A 21,492-nucleotide genomic window follows, 5' to 3' on the forward strand; every position below is an offset into this window, starting at 1 on the left:
CGAGGGGGAATTATGTATTTACAACAGATTGAAATCAGCGGCTTTCGAGGGATTAATCAGCTCACATTACAATTGCGCCCGAATATGGTATTGATTGGTGAAAACGCTTGGGGTAAATCCAGTTTGCTGGATGCACTCAGCCATATCTTCAATATCAAAGGCGAGCTTTATCAATTTAGTGAATCGGACTTCCACCAACAATATCATGCCACAACTAAGGCGGAGCAAATCCGCCTACTGTTCACCTTCTGTGCCGAACATGAAGGCGAATGTCAGGCTGATATCCATCAATCTTATTGTCATCTTTTTTATCCGGATGAAAAAGGCAAGCCTTGTATTAATCTACAAGTTTCCGGTAAACACCTAAATGGCGTTATTGAAACTGGCTACTGTTTTCTGGATAACTTCGCCAAACCACTAACGGTTGCCAATCATGAAGAAATTATTCTATCGATTATCAATCACTCGCCCGTTTACCGCTTTAGAGATGCCCGTTTAAATAAATTCTCTCCGCTTGAAACCCTTTCTCCTCATATCGAAAATGAGCAAGATACTATCCAAAGCGAATTGCAAGCACTCTCTTTATTATTGCGCTATTACTTTTTAAGTATCAAAAGTCGTCAACAATTAGCCGATGCGATGCAAGACACTTCCGTACTATGGGAAAGAGTCAAATCACTTTGTTTACGTTTAAAACAAGATCAAGGCGGAGAACTGACTCATAAGGTGCGCACCCACCTTTCCTCACTGTTTATGATCAGTCAGAAATTACGCCATGTTGAAAAGCCGATTATCTTATTTGAAGATCTCGAAGCACGTTTACACCCCCGTATGATTGCGATCTTTTGGGAATTGGTAAATTATTTACCGGTACAACGCATCACCACCACCAATTCGATGGAATTACTTTCTCAAGTGCCGCTACGAGAAATTAGCCGTTTAGTGCGTTATCGAGATCATACCGAGGCATTCTCGCTTGTGCATAGTTCGTTAGGCAAAGAAGACCTACGTAAACTGACCTTTCATATTCACTACAATCGAGGTTTAGCTTTATTTTCTCGAGCATGGATTTTAGTCGAAGGCGAAACGGAAGTTTGGATTCTAACTGAGCTGGCGAATTTACTGGATATTAACTTGGAAATGGAAGGGATTCGGATTGTGGAATTTGCCCAATGCGGCTTACGCCCGTTAATTAAATACGCCAAGGCAATGGGCATTGAATGGTATGTGTTGACCGATGGCGATCAAGCGGGCGAAAAATATGCCGATATTGCCAAAAGCATGTTACAGGAAAACGAACACCCAAGTAAACATTTGACCGTCATTCCACGCCAAGATATCGAACATTTTTTCTATCACGAAGGACTAAGGGAAGTATTTGTGCGTCTTGCCCGTTGGCAGCCGAGAGATCATAAATACCCGACTAAAACCATTATCAAACGAGCGATTCAGTACACCTCAAAACCAGATTTAGCGATTGCGATTTCAACTGAAATCAAACAAAGAGGCAATCAAGCGATTCCTCGCTTATTTAGAAAGCTGTTTATTAAAGTTTTGCAACTTATCAAAGAGCAATAAATAACAAGCGGTTAAATTTACAAGATTTTTTGCAAATTTAACCGCTTGTCTGATTCCAAATCCGCCATGGCTAGCGTCGAATTTCAAAGCGTTCGAATTGTTCCGAGCCTTGATAACTTTGTTCAATTAAATTACGCACAGCAGATGTCGGAGGGCCTTTTTGTAGCCAGTTTCTGAACGCTGCCATTTGCGCTTCACTCCCCATTGCAACCACTTCCACCGAGCCTTCAGGGCGATTTTTCACATAACCTTTAATGCCGATTTTTCCTGCCTCTTGTAGCGTGAAGAATCGAAAACCGACACCTTGTACATGTCCGGTCACAATAAACTGTTTCTGTTGCATAAGCCCTCCGCCAATTTCTACATTTTCAATTTAATTAAACGTGCAACATTTTCTGCGCTAGACTCCAAGTTTTCTCGTCCTTGTTTTAAGGTTTCTTCGAGTGAATTTAATTGACGAATAATCGGGAATACCGCATCAATGCCGTGCTGATAAACCACATTGTAATCTTCTCGTAAGCAACCGACAATCGCAATCACCGGCACATCAAATTGTTTTGCCGTTTTTGCCACACCCACCGGTGTTTTGCCGGCAATACTTTGTGCGTCCATACGCCCTTCGCCGGTAATCACTAAATCCGCATCTTGGATATGCTCCGCCAAACGAGTCGCTTCGATAATGATTTGTACACCTGCTTTAAGCTGCACGTTCGGCAGTAATAATAAACCGCCGCCCATACCGCCTGCCGCACCTGCGCCGGCATGATTAGCAATCGCAATCCCTTGTTGAGCTAATGCGATATCCGCAAAATGCGCCAACGCATTATCCAAGGTTTGAACCATCTCTGGCGTTGCACCTTTTTGTGGGCCAAACACCGCCGAAGCACCACGCTCACCGCATAACGGGTTATTTACATCACACGCCACTTCAAACTCAACACTTTGTAAACGAGGCTCTAAATTTTCTAACGAAATCTGACTGATTTGTTGTAGCTGTTCGCCCCCAAAACCGATTTCCTCACCTGCGGCATTTTTGAAAGAAGCGCCGAGCGCTTGCAACATACCGACACCGCCGTCATTGGTCGCACTACCGCCAATACCCAACAGAATTTTCTTCACGCCCAAATCTAACGCTTTTTTGATTAATTCACCGGTACCGAAACTGGTAGTTTTAAGCGGATTACGTTGTTCAAAAGGCACAAGATGTAAACCGGAAGCCGCCGCCATTTCAATAAAAGCGGTCTGTTTATCGCCTGAAATGCCTAAAAAGCCGGTCACTTTATTACCAAGCGGCGCAGTCACTTCAACTTCTAATAATTCGCCTTTAGTCGCATCAATTAATGACTGAACCGAACCTTCACCACCGTCCGCCATCGGTACTTTGATGTATTGTGCATCAGGGAAAATACGTCTGAAACCGCCTTCGATCGATTGCGCTACTTCAAGTGCAGTAAGACTTTCTTTAAATGAATCGGGAGCAATAACAATTTTCATATTTTACCTCTTAGAATAATTTAAACACACCAAATACCAAGGTTGAAACAATAGTCATAATTAAACCGACCGCTGTTTCATACGGAATTAATTTTAAGCGTTCTTTCATATCCATATTGACGCTTCCGCCGGTGGCGTGGAAGAAAGAACCGTGCGGCATATGGTCAAATACGGTCGCACCGGCGTGAATCATTGCCGCACCAGCCAATGCACTTACACCTAATTCAATTAAGGTTGCACTAAATACATTTGAAGCAACCACGGTACCTGCTGTGGTTGAAGCGGTTGCCAGTGACATTAACGCCCCTGAAATCGGTGCAAGTAAATAAGACGGTAAACCTGAAGCGGTTAACGCTTCAATTAACACATCTTTTAAACCCGAATTGGCAATAATACCGGCTAATGCCCCCGTACCTAATAACATCACGGCAACTGGTGACATTTTTAATAAGCCTGAAGTCGCAAATTGATTTACTTGTTTTAATTTGCCCATTGCCAACGCACCGACTAAACCACCAAACGGTAATGCGATCAGCGGGTCAATTTTAATATCCGCGATAGGACGTAATGCTAATAAGATAATCGCACAAAGCGGTGCGGCAATTGCCGGCAGGAAAGCGGGTAAATTTTGCAGATTATTTGCAGAAACTTCATTATCCGCCACTTTTGAACCCTTGTTGATAAGGCGTTTGGCTAAAAAATAGGTCAGAATAATACCGAAGATAGCCGGAATGATACCCGCCGCCATCACAGAAGTTAGCGGTAGATGGAAAGCGTCTGAAGCGGCAATCGCATTGGGATTCGGCGACATTAAGTTACCCGCTTTACCGCCACCAATCATCGCTAATAAGATAGCCGGTTTCGATAAATTGCCACGTTTCGCTAACGCTAATGCGATTGGGGAAACGGTAATAACCGCCACGTCCACGAATACCCCAACAGCAGTTAAAATCATGGTTGAAAGTACTAGCGCAAGCAATGCTCGGGTTTCGCCTAATTTTTTCACGATGGTTTCGGCGATAGTACTTGCCGCACCGGATTCAATTAATACACCGGCTAATACACCCGCAGCTAAGATCCGCATGACCGCCGTGGTAATCCCTTGTGCACCGCCAATCATTAAGCTCACGGTTTGCGACAGATCCGCACCACCGATTAAACCACCGACCAATGCACCAATTAACATACCGTATGCCGGCGGTACTTTCTTTAAAATTAAAACTATCGCGACTGATAGTGCCACAACAGCACCGACTGCAGTTACCGCAACCATAATATTCTCCTTAATACCCAAAACATAAATACAAAAATAAATTGTTCGGCATTATGCGGATTTTTAATGGAAAGTCGTTAGTGAAAATTACAAAAAATAACGAGTTACACCGGCTAATATTGTAAAATTCAACAAATCAAGGCATTAAAATCGCACCTAAATATAAAATAAATTTATCTTCTATCTTATTGAAAGATAAAGAAGTTATTTGTTCGATTCGTTCTAAACGATAACGTAAGGTATTTTGATGAATAAACAATTTTTCCGAAGCGTGAACCAGATCACAATTTGACAAAAAATATTGCTGCAAACTTTTAAACAGCACGTTTTTCTCATCTTGAGAAATTAACTGTTGAACCGGTGTAAATAATTCTTTGGCTTGCCACGAATGAGAAAAATCCGCTAATAGCGCCTGTAAGCGATAATTTTCAAAACAGATAATCTGCTTCTTCGTATGATTATTTTCCGCATACGCTAAGGTGTGTAATGCAGACTGATAAGAAAAATGCGCTTCGACAAAATGTCCAACCTGACAACCGATCACCATACGATAATCCGTTTCAACCGTTTGTGACGGAAACAACTGGTTAAGTGTTTTATGTTTTTGTCGATGAAGTAATTCTTCTGCCGGTAGTAGCAAAACTAATTTATCTAAATCAACCACAACAACACTAGCATTCTGTTGCTGCTGCTCTAAATGTAATAATACGGTCTGCAATTCTTCCGAAGTAGGATTATTTAATTTGATAATAATCGCAGCCAGTGCTTGAGCCGGATTCAAATTAAAGAAACGAGCTTGTTGCTCTGTTTGTTCTCTATTTAAGCTGCCTTTTAATAATTGGCGAATAAATTCTTCTTTATAGCGGCGCTGCCAACGTTCCGTTTCTAAAACGATCGCTTGTTCGACAATTAATTCCGCCGCCATAGTGACTAATTCCGCATAATGACGAACAGCCTCCGGTGCACCGGAAATGCCGATCACGCCGATCGTTTTACCTAAATAGCGAATCGGTAAATTCAGCCCTTCTCTCGCTTCATAGTTCCACTGTTTTGCTAATTTTTCGTCAATTTCTACCGCTTGATCATGACGTAATACAATTACGGCACCGGTATGACGCTCACCTACGCGGCTCGGGTCGCCGGAGGCAATAATAATGCCCTGTTCGTCCATCACATTCACCGAGTTCGGAATAATTTGCATGGTGCGTTTGACAATAGCTTGTGCGGTTTGTTTGTCTAGTTTCATCATTTCTTCTCTAATTAACGCTAAAAATCAGCGACAAGCGGTCAAATTTTTCCAATTTTTTGCAAAAAAACAGAAAAAATAAACCGCTTAAAAAACAATCCCCTGACAAGCAGGGGATATAAAGGTTAGTGTTTAAGAATATATAGGTTACGCAATAAAATGTCATCTTGCGGATCTTTGCCACTATAACCTTTTACATACGGTTTGACTAAACGTGGGTTCACATAGTTATAAATCGGCACAATAGCGTAATCGTCCGCCAGTACTTTTTCCGCTTTCGCATAAGCGGTCGCTCTACCTTCCGCATCCGTAGCTTTGTAGGACTCCGCTACCGCTGCATCATACGCTTTACTTGCATAACCTGTTTTGTTATTACTTGAATCCGATAGGAAATAAGTCACAAAAGTGCTTGCTTGGTTATAATCTGCCGACCAGCCCGCACGTGCTAAATCATACTTGCCTTCACGGCGTGTATCTAAATAGGTTTTCCATTCCTGATTTTCTAATTCAACTTGAACCAGCCCTTTAGTATTGGCTTTCCATAATGAAGCGGCTGCAATTGCAATTTTTTTATGGTTGTCATTGGTGTTGTATAAAATTGAGAATTTCAACGGATTCGCTTTGCTGAACCCAGCTTCTTCTAATAATTTAACCGCTTGTGCATTACGCTCTGCCATTGCTTGCTGGCTATATTCAGGCGATTGAATTTTCTGCCCTTCGTGAATATAGGTCGGCGTAAACACATAAGTCGGCGTTTGTCCTTGTCCTAGTACTTTATCAGTGATAATCGTACGATCGAGTGCTAAATTCAATGCTTTACGTACTCGAGGATCATCAAACGGTTTTCTGTTCAAATTGATTTCATATAAATAAGTAGAAAGCGTTCTTGCGGTAAAAACTTCTTCCGGTAGATCTTTTTTCAACTTAGCAAACTGTTCCGGCGGTAACGTATAATTCGTTACATCTAAATCACCTGCTTTATAACGAGCCACATCAGTAGTTGCATTCGGAATAGCTAAATATGTCGCTTTATTGATCACGGTTTCTTTGTCATTCCAATAATTTGTATTACGCTCAAACACGATTTTTTCATTGATAACGTGTTCAGCTAATTTATACGCTCCGTTGCCAACTAAGTTCGCTTTTTTGGCCCAACTATCACCAAACTGTTCCACCACTTTTTTATTTACCGGCAATAATGATGAATGGGTGGTTAATTCGTTTGCATAAGGAACCGGATTAGTTAATGACAGCACTAACGTATAATCATCTACCGCTTTCACACCCAGTTCTTCCGGTTTTTTCTTGCCATCAATAATCTCTTGCGCATTTTCTACTTGTAGATAAGTCAGATAACTTGCGTAAGGCGAGGCGGTTAATGGATTGGCTAAGCGTTGCCACGCATAGACAAAATCATGTGCCGTTACCGGCTCTCCGTTTGCCCATTTTGCATTTTGACGCAATTTAAATGTCCAGGTTTTGTAATCGGGAGAACTCTGCCAGCTCTCTGCCACACCGGCTTGTAATTTTCCTTCTTCATCTTTAGTAATCAGCCCTTCAAACAGCTGATAAGCGACTTGTGATTCAGGCACACCTTCTATTTTTTGTGGATCAAAACTAGCCGGCTCTGAACCGTTATTAATAATAATTTCTTGTTTTTCCGCCAATACCGTTCCTTCCGGCACTTTTGCGGCAAAAGCCGTGCTGGATAAGCCAAGTACGATTGCGATATTTAATAATGAGCGAGTCAGTTTTGTTTGCATAATTATTCCCTTTATTTGAATAAATATATAAGATATATATCCTTAAAGTTTTAAAATAAAAAAATCACTTTGTAAAGCGCTACGTTTTAATTCTTCTCGCTTTTTTTCCATTTTGTGATAGGAATCACCTTTTATTGAAAATAATTTAATAAATATAACTCAGGTAATCACGCTATAAAGCCTAATAAAGCATAGATAAGCGTCTATATAGATTAGATAACTTAGAATAAAATTCTGTATTTTCTCAAAAACAGGCATTTTTTTACTTGCTTGTTAGAATAAAAAACGCCATTTCTTGCCAAAATAGCGTTTTACTTTCATTTTTTTAACCGCTATATTCATTAACAACAATAAGCAAGCGGTTGCTCTTGCAAAAAAGAGAGCAAATTTAACCGCTTATTTATTCATATGCATTCACAACATTTATTTTAGAGTTGGACAATATCATGGCAAAAACATTATACGAAAAACTATTTGATGCTCACGTTGTATATGAAGCCGCAGGCGAAACGCCGATTCTTTATATCAACCGCCATTTAATTCATGAAGTGACAAGCCCGCAAGCGTTTGACGGTTTACGTGTTGCCGGCCGCCAAGTTCGTCAAGTTAACAAAACATTCGGCACAATGGATCACAGTATTTCTACTCAAGTGCGTGATGTAAATAAATTAGAAGGTCAGGCGAAAATCCAAGTTTTAGAATTAGCGAAAAACTGTGAAGCAAGCGGTATTTCGTTATTCGATATGCAAACCAAAGAACAGGGTATTGTACACGTAATGGGACCGGAGCAAGGTTTAACCCTACCGGGTATGACGATTGTATGCGGTGACTCGCACACCGCAACACACGGTGCTTTCGGTGCGCTTGCATTTGGTATCGGTACTTCTGAAGTAGAACACGTACTTGCCACTCAAACCTTAAAACAAGCGCGTGCGAAAAGTATGAAAGTGGAAGTTCGCGGTAAAGTCAATCCGGGCATTACCGCAAAAGATATCGTGCTTGCAATTATCGGTAAAACAACCATGGCGGGCGGTACCGGCCATGTGGTGGAGTTCTGCGGTGAAGCGATCCGTGACTTATCGATGGAAGGTCGTATGACGGTATGTAATATGGCGATTGAGTTCGGTGCAAAAGCCGGTTTAGTCGCACCGGATGAAACTACATTCGCCTACTTAAAAGGTCGCCCGCACGCACCAAAAGGTAAAGATTGGGACGATGCGGTCGAATATTGGAAAACTTTAAAATCAGACGATGATGCGGTCTTTGATACGGTGGTGGTATTAGAAGCGAAAGATATTGCGCCACAAGTGACTTGGGGAACCAACCCGGGTCAAGTCATCGGTATTGACCAAGTGGTACCGAATCCGGCTGAAATGGCGGACCCGGTGACGAAAGCTTCAGCAGAAAAAGCTCTCGCATATATTGGTTTAGATGCTAACACCGATATGACAAATATCCCTGTAGATCAAGTATTTATCGGATCTTGTACTAATTCTCGTATTGAAGACTTACGTGCGGCAGCGGCGGTAATGAAAGGCCGTAAAAAAGCGGATAACGTAAAACGTGTATTAGTTGTACCAGGCTCAGGTTTAGTAAAAGAACAAGCGGAAAGAGAAGGTTTAGATAAGATCTTTATCGAAGCGGGCGCAGAATGGCGTAATCCGGGCTGCTCAATGTGTTTAGGTATGAATGATGACCGTTTAGGCGAATGGGAACGTTGTGCTTCAACCTCTAATCGTAACTTTGAAGGTCGCCAAGGTCGTAACGGTCGTACCCACTTAGTAAGCCCGGCAATGGCAGCTGCAGCGGCGATGTTCGGTAAATTCGTTGATATTCGTCACGTGGAATTAAATTAAGGATAAAAAAATGGCAGGATTAAAACAACACTCAGGTTTGGTCGTTCCGCTTGATGCGGCGAATGTGGATACTGATGCAATCATTCCAAAACAGTTCTTACAAGCAATTACTCGTGTCGGCTTCGGTAAACATTTATTCCACGAATGGCGTTATTTAGATGCGGAAGAAACCCAATTAAATCCGGATTTCGTGTTAAATTTCCCACAATATCAAGGGGCAACCATTTTACTGGCACGTAAAAATCTAGGTTGCGGCTCTTCACGTGAACACGCACCATGGGCGTTAGCCGATTACGGTTTTAAAGTGATGATCGCACCGAGTTTTGCGGACATTTTCTATAACAATAGCTTAAATAACCATATGCTCCCGATTCGCTTAAGTGAAGAAGAAGTGGAAGAAATTTTCCAATGGGTATGGGCGAACGAAGGTAAACAAATCCATATTGATTTAGAAGCAATGACGGTAACGGTCGGTGACAAAGTTTACCGTTTCGAGTTAGACGAATTCCGCCGTCACTGTTTATTAAATGGTTTGGATAATATCGGTTTGACCCTACAACACGAAGATGCTATCGCAGCTTACGAAAGTAAGATTCCGGCATTTTTACGTTAGTCTGATAAAACTAAAGCCAAGTATCACTACTTGGCTTTCTTTTATTGGTTCTTATAAAAATCCGAAATATGACAAACAAAGTCTTCTAGCATTTCTATTTTCTGCGCCTCGGTGACGTTTTCTGATACAGTAGCAGAAACCGCATCATAAATACCTTCCGCAAAACGCTTCGCATCCAATGCGTAATTCACACAGAAGGTATGAGTACAATCCCCTCGATACTCATTAGACGATAATAACCAGTTAGACACATTGTTATCATTACACTCCCCGGAATACCAATACTGGCTTGCTTTAATCGCCACCTCACGTTTTAAGCAGTAACAGTTTGTATCAATATGGTTCTTACGTTCTAAACAGATCGTGCCAGAAATACCTAGGGCATCTGACGATATATCGATATCACCAACCAATTTGTAATATTTACCGACCGATTCAAACGTATCTTGGCAAATAAATTTTCCGGTTTCCACATTCATAAAGTTACGCATACTATAAACGTAATCATATTGGTGTGCGGTAAGCTGACGAACACAATTTTCAATATGTTCTGGCTCATACCAGTTATCATCGTCCAAATAACAAATGAGATCTTCTTTAACCAAAAACGGGGCTATCGCATTAATACTGCTATTTGTCCAGCCGTTCGCACCAGTATTCATCGGTAGGTATGTCACTACCACGTGTGGATACTTCTCTACAATCGCTTTCGCATTAGTAAAGAATTGTTCACCATCAACAAAGACATAGTGCTTACAATTGGTATAGCTCTGCTGCTGTACACTTAAAATAGCTCGTTCTAAATGCGGACGACCTATTGTTGATGTAATAATTGCTACAGAAGGGGCTGTAACAGACATTATTCACTCCTCAGGGATAAATTTATAATTTTATATTTGATACTTGGTTTTATCACCAATATCAAAATGTAATGGCATTCGCCATTTTTGAATACTTAATATAAGTAACAATAGACCACAAACAATACTGAATAGTTGTAATAATATATTTTGCTCAAAAACGATCGATAACCAAAGTACTGCCATTAAAATAGGCTGAAAATTTAAGCCGAATACTCTAAAGCAAAAATACTCTTTGTAACTTAAGCCGCCGATGGTAAATAACATTGCACCCAATGCCATCAACGGTAGGTTGAAAATATAGCACAATAATCCAATCCATACCGCAAATTGAAACAGAAAACGGAAAGTTTTTAAATAGAGATGTAAAGACGAGGCAAGCAATACGCCAGCAATAAGTAAACCTTTCTGTGCGATCTGCATTTGATAAGGCAACAAGAATACCATCAATGTTGCAACCACAAAGCCCATCCGATATAGAATAACGGTTAAGTAATCCCAAAAATCCATAGGTGATTGAATATGTGGATCAGCCATTTTTTACTCCTTTTATAAATAACAAGCGGTCAATTTTTCGCAAAATTTTGCAAGAAATTGACCGCTTGAGAAAGAAAAGCCTTACAGCTTACGCTTTGTGACTATCTTGATAGTCTTTTGCCGCTTTTACAAAGCCGGCAAATAATGGGTGACCGTCACGTGGGGTTGACGTGAATTCCGGATGGAATTGCGCTGCAATAAACCATGGGTGATTCGGCACTTCAATAATTTCCACTAATTTACGGTCTGCCGATAAGCCACTCACTTTTAAGCCTGCCGCTTCGATTTGTGGTAATAAAGTATTGTTAACTTCATAACGGTGACGATGGCGCTCAACAATGGTTTCCGCACCATACACTTCACGTGCTTTAGTACCTTCGATTAAGTGGCATTGTTGCGCACCTAAACGCATTGTACCGCCTAAATCCGAATCGTCAGAGCGTGTTTCCACATTACCTGACTCATCTTGCCATTCGGTAATCAAGCCAACTACCGGTTGTGGGCAATCTTTATCAAACTCAGATGAATTTGCTTGGGTTAAACCCGCTACGTTACGTGCATATTCGATTAATGCGATCTGCATACCTAAACAAATACCTAAATAAGGAATTTTGTTCTCACGTGCATATTGTGCGGTACGGATTTTACCTTCTACACCGCGGTAGCCGAAGCCGCCCGGTACTAAAATCGCATCTAAGCCATGGAGTAATTCAACACCTTTGGTTTCGATATCTTGTGAATCAATATACTTGATATTTACCGTTAAGCGATTGGTTAAACCGGCGTGTTTTAACGCTTCGTTTACTGATTTATACGCATCCGGTAATTCAACATATTTACCCACCATACCGATGGTTACTTCACCGGTTGGGTTAGCTTGGCGATAAAGCACTTGTTCCCATTCGCTTAAATCCGCTTCCGGACAATCTAAACGAAAACGATCGCAAACGAAGCTATCTAAGCCTTGTGATTTAAGTAATTCAGGAATACGGTAAATCGAATCCACGTCTTTTAATGAAATAACCGCACGTTCCGGTACATTACAAAATAATGCGATTTTTTTACGCTCATTGCTTGGAATCGCACGATCCGAACGACAAATTAACACATCCGGTTGAATACCGATTGAAAGTAATTCTTTCACTGAGTGTTGAGTCGGTTTCGTTTTCACTTCGCCTGCAGTCGGAATATACGGCACTAAAGTTAAGTGCATAAATAAGGTTTTTTCACGACCGACATCCACTGCTAACTGACGTAACGCTTCTAAGAACGGTAACGATTCGATATCGCCCACCGTACCACCAACTTCAACGATAACCACGTCACGACCTTTACCGCCTTCAATCACACGTTCTTTAATTTCATTGGTGATATGCGGAATTACTTGAATTGTCGCGCCTAAATAATCGCCGCGACGTTCTTTACGTAATACTTCAGAATAAATCTTACCGCTGGTAAAGTTGTTCGCTTTGCTCATTTTAGAACGAATAAAACGCTCATAGTGACCTAAGTCTAAGTCGGTTTCCGCCCCGTCTTGCGTAACAAAAACTTCACCGTGTTGCGTTGGGCTCATTGTACCCGGGTCAACGTTGATATAAGGATCCAGCTTCATAATGGTTACATTTAAACCACGAGCTTCGAGAATTGATGCGAGAGATGCAGCGGCAATACCTTTGCCTAAAGATGAAACAACACCGCCCGTCACGAAAATATAATTCGTTGCCATTTTTGATCTGCCTTTGATAATCAGTTAAATAGATAAGAAAATTCGGAATGGATAGTAAAATAAAACTATCAGGACGGGAGCGTAGTATACAGTAAAAGGTATTTTTGTGCTATCGGAAAAATCAGCAAGCGGTCAAATTTAACCAATTTTTTACAACTTTATTTTGCAATAAAAAAGAAAAATTTGACCGGCTTGTTCAATTCAGAAATTTTGTGAACAAGATCAAACAACAAGCAGTAACCGTTTCTATTTACATAGGATTACATGGGATAATTCCTTATCTTTTTAAAATCTTAAGGAGCTTATATGAAACTCAAAAAACTTGCTTTATCTGCTGTTCTTTCTATGGCGATTTCAAGTGTGTATGCGGCGGAATTGCCGAATATTACGATTTTAGCAACCGGCGGCACGATTGCCGGCAGCGGACAAAGTGCCGTGAGTTCAGCCTATCAAGCAGGGCAATTAAACATTGATACGTTAATCGAAGCCGTACCAGAAATGAAAACGCTGGCAAACATTAAAGGTGAACAAGTAGTCAAAATCGGCTCACAAGATATGAGTGACGAAGTATGGCTGAAATTAGCGAAAACCATCAATAATCAATGTGCTAATACGGACGGCTTTGTGATTACTCATGGTACGGATACGATGGAAGAAACCGCATATTTCCTCGATATGACGATAAAATGCGATAAGCCTGTCGTACTTGTCGGTGCAATGCGCCCAGCGACAGAAAAAAGCGCTGACGGCCCACTGAATTTATATAATTCGATTGTGGTGGCTAAAGATAAAAAATCGGCAAAACGTGGGGTGTTAGTCGCAATGAATGATGTGGTACTGGGTGCGAGAGACGTGACCAAAACCAGTACCACCGCCGTACAAACATTCAGCTCGCCAAACTTCGGTACACTCGGCTATATTCATAACAGTAAAGTCGATTACGAACGTGCGCCGGAAAGCAAACATACGCTAAATACCCCATTTAAGGTTGATAATCTGAATGAACTGCCGAAAGTCGGTATTATCTACGCTTACTCAAATATGCCAACCGAGCCGCTTAAAGCATTATTGGATGCGGGTTATCAAGGTATTGTGGTTGCCGGTGTCGGTAACGGTAATATGAATGCGGCAAATTTAGCGTTACTTGAACAAGCGGCGAAAAATGGTGTGGCGGTGATTCGTTCTTCACGAGTACCAACCGGCTATACTACTCGCGATGCAGAAGTAGATGATTCTAAATATGGCTTTGCGGCATCAGGCACACTAAATCCACAAAAAGCACGAGTTCTATTACAACTTGCCTTAACCCAAACCAAAGACATCAACACAATTCAACAATATTTCGAAGACTTCTAGTTTTCGCCTATAAACAAGCGGTCTATTTCTTGCAAAAAATTGCGAAAAATAGACCGCTTGTCTTTTTGTAACTATCACTTATTTTACAAAGCTATCAAAGGTTAACTCATAGTTATCGCCATCACGATTATATGAAATATAACGAGGGAATTTTTCACCTACATATTTTTTCACAGTAATCGCTTTTTGATCGCTGGTTTTAAAGCTATAAGTAATTTCTTGATAAGTTTGCCCTTTTACTTTAACCGTTTTCTGAACTTTATTTAACTTCACATTCGGTGTCGGGTATAACTTTTTACCGTTTGTCGTTTGAAAACTCGTTGGTAATTGATCGTAATAACTCAACTGAAATGCTGTGGTAAATAAGTCAAATGTCGGCATCGTTAACGCCTCTTGTTTTAAAGGCTCTTTCGCTTTACCGTACTTAACCGTACTTGAATCAATCTCTGCTAATGCGTACGTTTTGCCGTTACGTGTATCACGATAACTCAACATATTAAATTGACCGTTACGCTCTGTCCCTTTCGCTGAGAAAACAATGTTATATAACGGCACGTTAATTTTCGATTGAATCGAATACTGACCCGCTCCATTTTTAAAATGCACATAAGCCGGCATTAAATAATTCGAACTATATTTTATATTAAAGTCTTCTGCCCAAGCGGTTGAAATTAATGAAGAAATTGCAAAAAATGACAGTGCAATTTTTTTTAAAAAACTCATTTATTTTTCCTCTAATTTTGTACTTTCGAATAAACGAAGAATGGCATTACTTTCTCGTAATTGTTCTGCTTTCTCTACTTGCATTTTGGTTAAATGCGGCGAGAAATAATTAATAAAATCATACATATAATTACGTAGGAATGTGCCTCGTTTAAATGCGATTTGTGTCATACTTGATTGGAATAAATGGCTTGCATCTATCGCCACCAAATCACTATCCGCTTCGGTATATGCCATTGACGCCATAATCCCGACTCCTAAGCCCAAACGTGCATAGGTTTTAATCACATCCGCATCTGTTGCGGTAAACACAATATGCGGCAGAATACCCACTTTATTAAATGCATGGTCTAGATCCGACTGCCCCGTAAACCCGAAAGTATAAGTGATCAGATCATATTTACCTAGCTCTTCGACCGTTAAGTTCTGACTTTGGTTCGCAAATTTGGCTAGCGGATGATCCGGTTTAACAATTACTGAACGATTCCATAAGTAACACGGCAATAAAATCGCATCTTCAAATAAATGCTGAGCTTCGGTTGTGATAGCGAGATCTACTTCGCCTGCCATCAATGCATCATAGATTTGACTTGGCGATCCTTGATGCAATTGCAAGCTGACTTCCGGATACTTGGTTTTAAACTTCTCAATAATCGGCGGCAAGACATAACGCGCTTGCGTATTCGGTGTTGCAATTCTTAATACACCACGGTTCGGACGAGTCTGCTCTTCCGCCACTGACTTAATGCTTTGTGCCTTAACCAATAATTCTCGAGCTATCGCAACAATTTTTTCTCCAGCAGGCGTTAACCCTTTGATATGTTTACCATTTCTTTCAAAAATATTAATCCCTAGTTCACTTTCTAATAAACGAACTTGCTTACTGATCCCAGGTTGGGAAGTATAGAGCGTTTCAGCGGCTTCAGTAATATTCAGATTTTGGTTAACAATTTCAACAATATAACGTAACTGCTGTAATTTCATTGCTATTTTCCTTTTACGATTTCAATTAATTCGGCAATATCCGTAATTTCATAAGTCGGTCGAATCTGGGTATCATTCACCACTCCCGCATGATTAAACCAACAGGTATCAATTCCGGCATTATTGCCCCCGAGAACATCAGAAGCTAACGTATCGCCTACCATTAAGATCTTAGTCTTATCCGGCTCATCCATTAAAGCAAAAGCGTATTCAAAAACTTGGCGATCAGGTTTCGCCGCACCGATTTGCTCCGAAACGGCAACAAATTCGAAAAAATGTTGCGTATCGGTATTTAACAATCGTTGCTGTTGCAGCTCGGTAAAACCATTAGTGATAATTCCCATTTTGACTTTACCGTACAACTGATTAAGCATTGCCATCACCCCATTCAGTGGTTTACTGACAATTGCCATCTCCGCCATAAGTTCTTGATTCAGTTGGAGCGCATCCACACCGGTTTGTGCTGAAAGTTTAGCAAAACGGCGAATTTGGATATCTTTTGCCGTAATTTCATTATTTTGATAAGCCACCCAAAGCGGTTTATTGACCGCTTGAAATTGTTCATAATCTGCTCGACTAAAATCAATATGATAACGAGTAAGCATTGCTTTTAATCCGTCATAAGAATTAAAAGAAAAAAGCGTTTCATCCGCATCAAATAAAATCCAACGATATTTCATCTATTTGTAGCTTCCTTCTATTTCATGCGTAATCCATTCGACAAAATGTTGTACTTTCTCCACTTCTTTCATTTGCGGCGGGTAAACAACATAAAATGCTTTTTCATCATAAACGTCTGTCACAAAAGGTTCGATAACTGAGCCCTCTTCAATTTCATTCTGAGCAAGGATTCTATTTGCTACTACAACACCTTGACCATGTTTAGCCGCTTGAATACCCATTGAAGTATTCGAATACATTGGACCTGATTCAGCCTCTAAATTATTTAAACTAAGATGTTCCGCCATTTGTTTCCACTTGGTATGAGAACATACATGAATTAAATTTTTCCCTTCTAAATCTTCCGGCTTACTAATAGGATTTTCACGTAAATATTCCGGCGAAGCTAAAATCATAATGCGGGCTTGTACGAGTTCGATCGCTTCAAGATTTTGCCAATTACCCGTCCCATAATAAATCGCTACATCAATATCTTTACCCAATAAACCTTCATCTTGCGAAGCCGTAGTCAAACGGACTTCAATATCAGGATATTTTTTGTGAAACTCGTTAAGACGAGGCACTAACCAGTGCATTCCAAACGAAGGGGTCGTACTAATTGAGAGAATTTGACGGCTATTTTTAAGTTTTACCTTTTCCGTTGCACTGGCAATTTGTTCAAGAAGCGGTTGAATATCTTCAAAATATTGCGCACCGATTTCGGTGAGTTCTAAAAGTCGGTTACGACGGTGAAACAACGATACGCCTAAAAAATCTTCTAATAATTTGATTTGATGGCTAACCGCCGCTTGAGTCACAAATAAATCGTCTGCTGCCTTAGTAAAGTTAAGATGGCGAGCAGCTGATTCAAATGCTTTTAAGGCGTTTAAAGGTGGAAGTTTTTTATTCATAAGTAATAATTCTTTTTTTCCGTAGATAGCTCATTTCTATCGCATTATTTTTTTTGATAGTTAAAATTAAAATTTTTAGCTTGTCATACTGGTCTAACATCACTATAATGCGCGCCGTACTTAGACGGATAGTGATAGTTAAACAGTAGAAAGTCTATTTTTTGCTAATTTAACTATTTCAGATTTTTAAGTATGATGTTGTGTTTGCATATTGGTCTAGGAAACTAGACTAGAGTAACATTTAGTTACTCGTTTCACTTCCTGTATATTTTGAACCCTTTTGGTTTATTAACCGCCCGATTTGGGCGGTTTTTTTTCGTCTTGAATTCTCGCATTGTAACAGAAAGAATAAATCTCGCTAGTGGATAACGAGAATTTTCATTAAAATTTCTTATCTATTCGACTAAAAAATAAAAAATTTTATCAATCATTTCAAAAAACTTAACTTCCTCGTCCATTTGCTATATAAACCCGCTATTTTGTAGTATCCTTTTAACTAATTTTTATTAACTAAAGAGAAATACTTTGAGTAAACGCAGACTTACCCAAAATCAGCAACGCAGAATCAAATCCAACCATCATAAAAAAATCGCAAAACCCGAATTAGAATGGCAAGACGAAATGCTTGGTGAAGTTCAGCAAGGTATTGTGGTTACCCGCCACGCGAAACACGCCGATGTCGAAACAGCACAAGGTGAAATTTATCGCTGTAACCTCCGCCGTACCTTAAAAAATGTGGTCGTTGGCGATCAGGTATCTTGGCGCCAAGGGAGTGAGCAATTGCAAGGTATCAGCGGCGTTATTGAGGCAATTTATCCTCGTAAAAACGAGTTAAGTCGCCCTGATTATTATGACGGTATCAAAGTAATGGCGGCGAATATCGATCAAATCATTATTGTTTCGGCCGTATTGCCTACCCTTTCATTAAACATTATCGATCGCTACTTAGTGATTTGTGAAACAGCTAAAATTCCTGCGCTTATCGTGTTAAATAAAATTGATTTACTCTCGGAAGCAGAACGACAAGAAGTCCAAAAGCAGCTAGCCATTTATGAAAATATCGGTTATGAAACCCTTTGTCTATCTGCTGATAGCGGTGAAAACATGGATAAATTAGACCGCTATTTATCACGAGGAACTTCAATTTTTGTCGGCCAATCCGGGGTAGGAAAATCAAGTCTAATCAACCAACTATTGCCGGAAGTTAATGCCTTAACCGGTACAGTAAGTGATATTTCGGGTTTAGGTCAGCATACGACGACTTCTTCCCGTTTATACCATTTACCGCAAGGGGGAAATTTAATTGACTCGCCGGGCATTCGTGAATTCGGCTTATGGCACTTGGAACCAGAGCAAATCACGCTTGGTTATCGTGAATTTCAATCGGTATTAGGCACTTGTAAATTCCGAGATTGTAAGCATAAATCGGATCCGGGCTGTGCGGTTAGAGAAGCGGTCGAAAAAGGCGAAATTAATGCAATTCGCTTTGAAAATTATCATCGCTTAATTGAAAGCCGTGATGAAACCAAAAGTCAGCGTCATTTTAGAACAGAAGAATAAGAATCAATAGCAATGAGTACAAATTTCATTTATCCTAATGCCCACTTGATCGCAGGTGTGGACGAAGTCGGTAGAGGCCCGTTAGTGGGTGCAGTAGTAACCGCCGCCGTGATTTTAGATCCGAATAATCCGATTGAAGGATTAGCCGACTCTAAAAAACTGTCGGAGAAGAAGCGTTTGCTTTTAGCGGAGGAAATTAAAGCAAAAGCGCTTTGTTGGTCTTTAGGGCGAGCCGAACCGGAAGAAATCGATCAGTTGAATATTTTACACGCAACGATGCTCGCCATGCAGCGGGCGGTTGCCGGATTAAATATTCAGCCCGATTTCGTGTTGGTTGACGGCAATCGTATTCCAACTTTACCGATGCCGGCACAAGCGGTCATAAAAGGAGATAGTTTAGTTGCCGAGATCAGCGCAGCTTCCATTTTAGCGAAAGTTGCCCGAGATCAGGAAATGGATGAATTAGATGTGCAATATCCGGAATATGGGTTTGCAAAGCATAAAGGCTATCCGACTAAACTACATTTTGAAAAACTGGAACAATTTGGGGCAACCCCTTTTCACCGAAAGAGCTTCGCCCCAGTGAAGAAAATCTTAGGTTTATAAATGTTAGAACTACTACTCGAACCATTCCAATATAACTACATGCAAAAAGCGATTTTTGTCAGTATGGGCGTTGGCGTGGTTTGTGCTTTTCTCTCTGCCTTTTTAATGCTAAAAGGCTGGTCTTTAATTGGTGACGCCCTTTCACATGCCGTGGTACCAGGCGTTGCTATCGCTTATGCGTTAAAACTTCCTTATGCTTTCGGTGCATTTTTTTCTGGTATTCTTGCTGCTCTTTCGATTTTATGGGTGAAAAGTATTACTCGAATAAAAGAAGATGCGGTTATCGGCTTCATCTTTACCACATTCTTTGCACTAGGTATGTTTATTGTATCACTCAACCCGACTTCGGTTGACGTTAATGCCATCGTGATGGGCAACATTCTCGGTATTGCGGATGAAGATTTATGGCAAGTTGCGATCATAATTGGCTTATCATTACTCGGCCTTATCTTATTTTGGAAAGACTTACTGCTCACTTTTTTTGATGAACATCATGCGCTGTCTGTAGGACTTTCTCCTCTTCGCTACAAAATCTTATTCTTTACCTTATTAAGTGCTTGTGTCGTGGTGGCATTGCAAACGGTCGGCGCAATCTTAGTGATTGCAATGGTCGTTACCCCAGGTGCAACCGCATATTTGCTAACGGACAGATTCCCTCGTTTAGTCATTATTGCCATTCTTATCGGTAGCCTCAGCAGTGGAATCGGTGCCTATCTCAGTTACTTTTTAAATGGTGCGACCGGCGGCGTAATTGTCTGCTTACAAACCTTTATCTTTTTACTGGCTTTTTGCTTTGCACCTAAATACGGTTTGATTAGCCAAAAACGTAAGCGTTTGGAGGTTATCAATGAATGAGTTAGTGCTATGGTTTGTTGAACCTTTTGAATTTGAATTTATGCAAACCGCTTTGTTTACTGCGATATTAGTCGCTTCTGTTTGTGCGGTATTGTCTTGTTATTTGATTTTAAAAGGCTGGTCATTGATGGGCGATGCGATTTCTCATGCGGTATTACCGGGGGTGGTCGTATCTAACTTATTAGGCTTTCCTTTAGCGGTCGGAGCATTTGTCTCTGGGCTATTTTGTGCGATTTCCGTCGGTTATCTCAAAGAAAACTCTCGTTTAAAAGAAGATACCATTATGGGCATTATGTTTGCCGGATTATTTGCGCTCGGTATTGTACTTTTTACCGCGCTACCGACCGAACAACACCTTACCCACTTATTATTCGGTAATTTGCTTGGTGTGACTCAAGCCGAATTAATTCAAACCATGATTATTTGTGCGATAACCTTTAGCATCATTATCTTCAAACGCAAAGATTTCTTGCTCTATTGCTTCGATAGTAGCCATGCTAAAGTCATTGGTTTACCGGTCAAATGGCTACACTACGGATTGCTTGCGCTCTTAGCGTTAACCATCATTAGTGCAATGCAAGTTGTTGGTGTGATTCTGGTTGTTGCAATGTTAATTGCCCCGGGAATTACTGCCTACCAACTGTCAAACCGCTTTGATTATATGTTAGTCATCGCAATGACGATTGCCATCAGTTCATCTGTTTTCGGCACGATCTTGAGCTATCATATTGATGCGGCAACGGGTCCGACAATTATTCTCATTCAGTCCAGTCTTTTTGTTTTAGCACTATGTTTCAGCCGTTTAAAAACTCACAAGTGGTAACATTTTTGTGTAAATTTGCAAATTAGCGCAAAACAATGGAGAATTATTGTCTATAACTTATATAAAAA

20 protein-coding genes are annotated in these 21,492 nt (G+C 40.5%); 8 read left to right on the plus strand and 12 right to left on the minus strand.

Features of this window, described 5'->3' with window-relative positions:
• Positions 1 to 12: 12 nt before the first annotated feature.
• Positions 13 to 1,578: a DUF2813 domain-containing protein gene (locus EL121_RS02775; protein ID WP_039197533.1), complete on the plus strand. Its 1,566-nt coding sequence runs from the start codon at positions 13 to 15 to the stop codon at positions 1,576 to 1,578.
• A 70-nt stretch (positions 1,579 to 1,648) separates the two neighbouring features.
• Here the strand turns inward: EL121_RS02775 and EL121_RS02780 are convergent, their stop codons facing one another.
• The 5 genes from EL121_RS02780 to EL121_RS02800 form a co-directional block, all read right to left on the minus strand.
• Positions 1,649 to 1,921 carry an acylphosphatase gene (locus tag EL121_RS02780; RefSeq protein WP_039197534.1) on the minus strand — a complete coding sequence of 91 codons (273 nt, stop codon included), beginning with the start codon at positions 1,919 to 1,921 and terminating at the stop codon, positions 1,649 to 1,651.
• Positions 1,922 to 1,938: 17 nt separating this feature from the next.
• Positions 1,939 to 3,072 (minus strand): glycerate kinase, encoded by a 1,134-nt coding sequence (locus tag EL121_RS02785; RefSeq protein ID WP_039197535.1) that lies wholly within the window; start codon positions 3,070 to 3,072, stop codon positions 1,939 to 1,941.
• Positions 3,073 to 3,082: 10 nt separating this feature from the next.
• The gene (locus EL121_RS02790; RefSeq protein ID WP_039197536.1) at positions 3,083 to 4,345 is read right to left on the minus strand and encodes a GntP family permease; all 1,263 of its coding nucleotides are present in this window, start codon (positions 4,343 to 4,345) and stop codon (positions 3,083 to 3,085) included.
• Positions 4,346 to 4,481: 136 nt separating this feature from the next.
• Positions 4,482 to 5,591, minus strand: a complete 1,110-nt coding sequence (locus EL121_RS02795) for a CdaR family transcriptional regulator (RefSeq protein ID WP_039197537.1) — start codon at positions 5,589 to 5,591, stop codon at positions 4,482 to 4,484.
• A gap of 125 nt (positions 5,592 to 5,716) precedes the next feature.
• A complete protein-coding gene (locus EL121_RS02800) occupies positions 5,717 to 7,354 on the minus strand; it encodes an ABC transporter substrate-binding protein (protein WP_039197538.1) in 1,638 nt (545 codons plus the stop codon).
• A gap of 446 nt (positions 7,355 to 7,800) precedes the next feature.
• Here EL121_RS02800 and leuC point away from each other — a divergent pair, with 446 nt between their 5' ends.
• Positions 7,801 to 9,210 carry a 3-isopropylmalate dehydratase large subunit gene (gene leuC, locus EL121_RS02805; protein ID WP_039197539.1) on the plus strand — a complete coding sequence of 470 codons (1,410 nt, stop codon included), beginning with the start codon at positions 7,801 to 7,803 and terminating at the stop codon, positions 9,208 to 9,210.
• Positions 9,211 to 9,220: 10 nt separating this feature from the next.
• Positions 9,221 to 9,823 (plus strand): 3-isopropylmalate dehydratase small subunit, encoded by a 603-nt coding sequence (gene leuD / locus EL121_RS02810; protein ID WP_039197541.1) that lies wholly within the window; start codon positions 9,221 to 9,223, stop codon positions 9,821 to 9,823.
• 41 nt (positions 9,824 to 9,864) lie between these two features.
• On the opposite strand, the gene EL121_RS02815 is transcribed toward leuD, so the two are convergent.
• The 3 genes from EL121_RS02815 to pyrG form a co-directional block, all read right to left on the minus strand.
• On the minus strand, positions 9,865 to 10,683 hold the full coding sequence (locus EL121_RS02815; protein WP_039197544.1) for a glycosyltransferase family 2 protein: 819 nt from the start codon (positions 10,681 to 10,683) through the stop codon (positions 9,865 to 9,867).
• 30 nt (positions 10,684 to 10,713) lie between these two features.
• Positions 10,714 to 11,220: a DUF2301 domain-containing membrane protein gene (locus EL121_RS02820; protein WP_039197546.1), complete on the minus strand. Its 507-nt coding sequence runs from the start codon at positions 11,218 to 11,220 to the stop codon at positions 10,714 to 10,716.
• Between the two features lie 88 nt (positions 11,221 to 11,308).
• Positions 11,309 to 12,946: a glutamine hydrolyzing CTP synthase gene (gene pyrG, locus EL121_RS02825; protein WP_039197547.1), complete on the minus strand. Its 1,638-nt coding sequence runs from the start codon at positions 12,944 to 12,946 to the stop codon at positions 11,309 to 11,311.
• Positions 12,947 to 13,252: 306 nt separating this feature from the next.
• Here pyrG and ansB point away from each other — a divergent pair, with 306 nt between their 5' ends.
• Positions 13,253 to 14,302 carry an L-asparaginase 2 gene (gene ansB / locus EL121_RS02830; protein WP_039197549.1) on the plus strand — a complete coding sequence of 350 codons (1,050 nt, stop codon included), beginning with the start codon at positions 13,253 to 13,255 and terminating at the stop codon, positions 14,300 to 14,302.
• A 78-nt stretch (positions 14,303 to 14,380) separates the two neighbouring features.
• Here the strand turns inward: ansB and EL121_RS02835 are convergent, their stop codons facing one another.
• From EL121_RS02835 to EL121_RS02850, 4 genes are read right to left on the minus strand one after another with little or no spacing between them, the layout of a single operon-like run.
• Positions 14,381 to 15,025 carry a hypothetical protein gene (locus EL121_RS02835; RefSeq protein WP_039197551.1) on the minus strand — a complete coding sequence of 215 codons (645 nt, stop codon included), beginning with the start codon at positions 15,023 to 15,025 and terminating at the stop codon, positions 14,381 to 14,383.
• Positions 15,026 to 16,009, minus strand: coding sequence for an HTH-type transcriptional regulator CysB (cysB, locus tag EL121_RS02840; RefSeq protein WP_039197552.1), 984 nt, complete (start codon positions 16,007 to 16,009; stop codon positions 15,026 to 15,028).
• A gap of 2 nt (positions 16,010 to 16,011) precedes the next feature.
• Positions 16,012 to 16,689 (minus strand): pyrimidine 5'-nucleotidase, encoded by a 678-nt coding sequence (gene yjjG / locus EL121_RS02845; RefSeq protein WP_039197553.1) that lies wholly within the window; start codon positions 16,687 to 16,689, stop codon positions 16,012 to 16,014.
• The gene (locus tag EL121_RS02850) at positions 16,690 to 17,580 is read right to left on the minus strand and encodes a transcriptional regulator GcvA (RefSeq protein WP_039197555.1); all 891 of its coding nucleotides are present in this window, start codon (positions 17,578 to 17,580) and stop codon (positions 16,690 to 16,692) included.
• Positions 17,581 to 18,105: 525 nt separating this feature from the next.
• Between EL121_RS02850 and rsgA the strand changes: the two genes are divergently transcribed.
• The 4 genes from rsgA to EL121_RS02870 are packed head-to-tail and all read left to right on the plus strand — an operon-like array spanning position 18,106 to position 21,424.
• Entirely contained in the window at positions 18,106 to 19,140 is a 1,035-nt protein-coding gene (gene rsgA, locus EL121_RS02855) for a small ribosomal subunit biogenesis GTPase RsgA (RefSeq protein ID WP_039197556.1), read from the plus strand.
• Positions 19,141 to 19,152: 12 nt separating this feature from the next.
• The gene (gene rnhB / locus EL121_RS02860) at positions 19,153 to 19,746 is read left to right on the plus strand and encodes a ribonuclease HII (protein WP_039197558.1); all 594 of its coding nucleotides are present in this window, start codon (positions 19,153 to 19,155) and stop codon (positions 19,744 to 19,746) included.
• On the plus strand, positions 19,747 to 20,601 hold the full coding sequence (locus tag EL121_RS02865; RefSeq protein ID WP_039197560.1) for a metal ABC transporter permease: 855 nt from the start codon (positions 19,747 to 19,749) through the stop codon (positions 20,599 to 20,601).
• Entirely contained in the window at positions 20,594 to 21,424 is an 831-nt protein-coding gene (locus EL121_RS02870; protein WP_039197561.1) for a metal ABC transporter permease, read from the plus strand. The genes EL121_RS02865 and EL121_RS02870 overlap by 8 nt, the downstream gene beginning before the upstream one ends.
• Positions 21,425 to 21,492 lie beyond the last annotated feature (68 nt).

Source organism: Actinobacillus equuli (assembly GCF_900636745.1).
GTDB lineage: Bacteria > Pseudomonadota > Gammaproteobacteria > Enterobacterales > Pasteurellaceae > Actinobacillus > Actinobacillus equuli.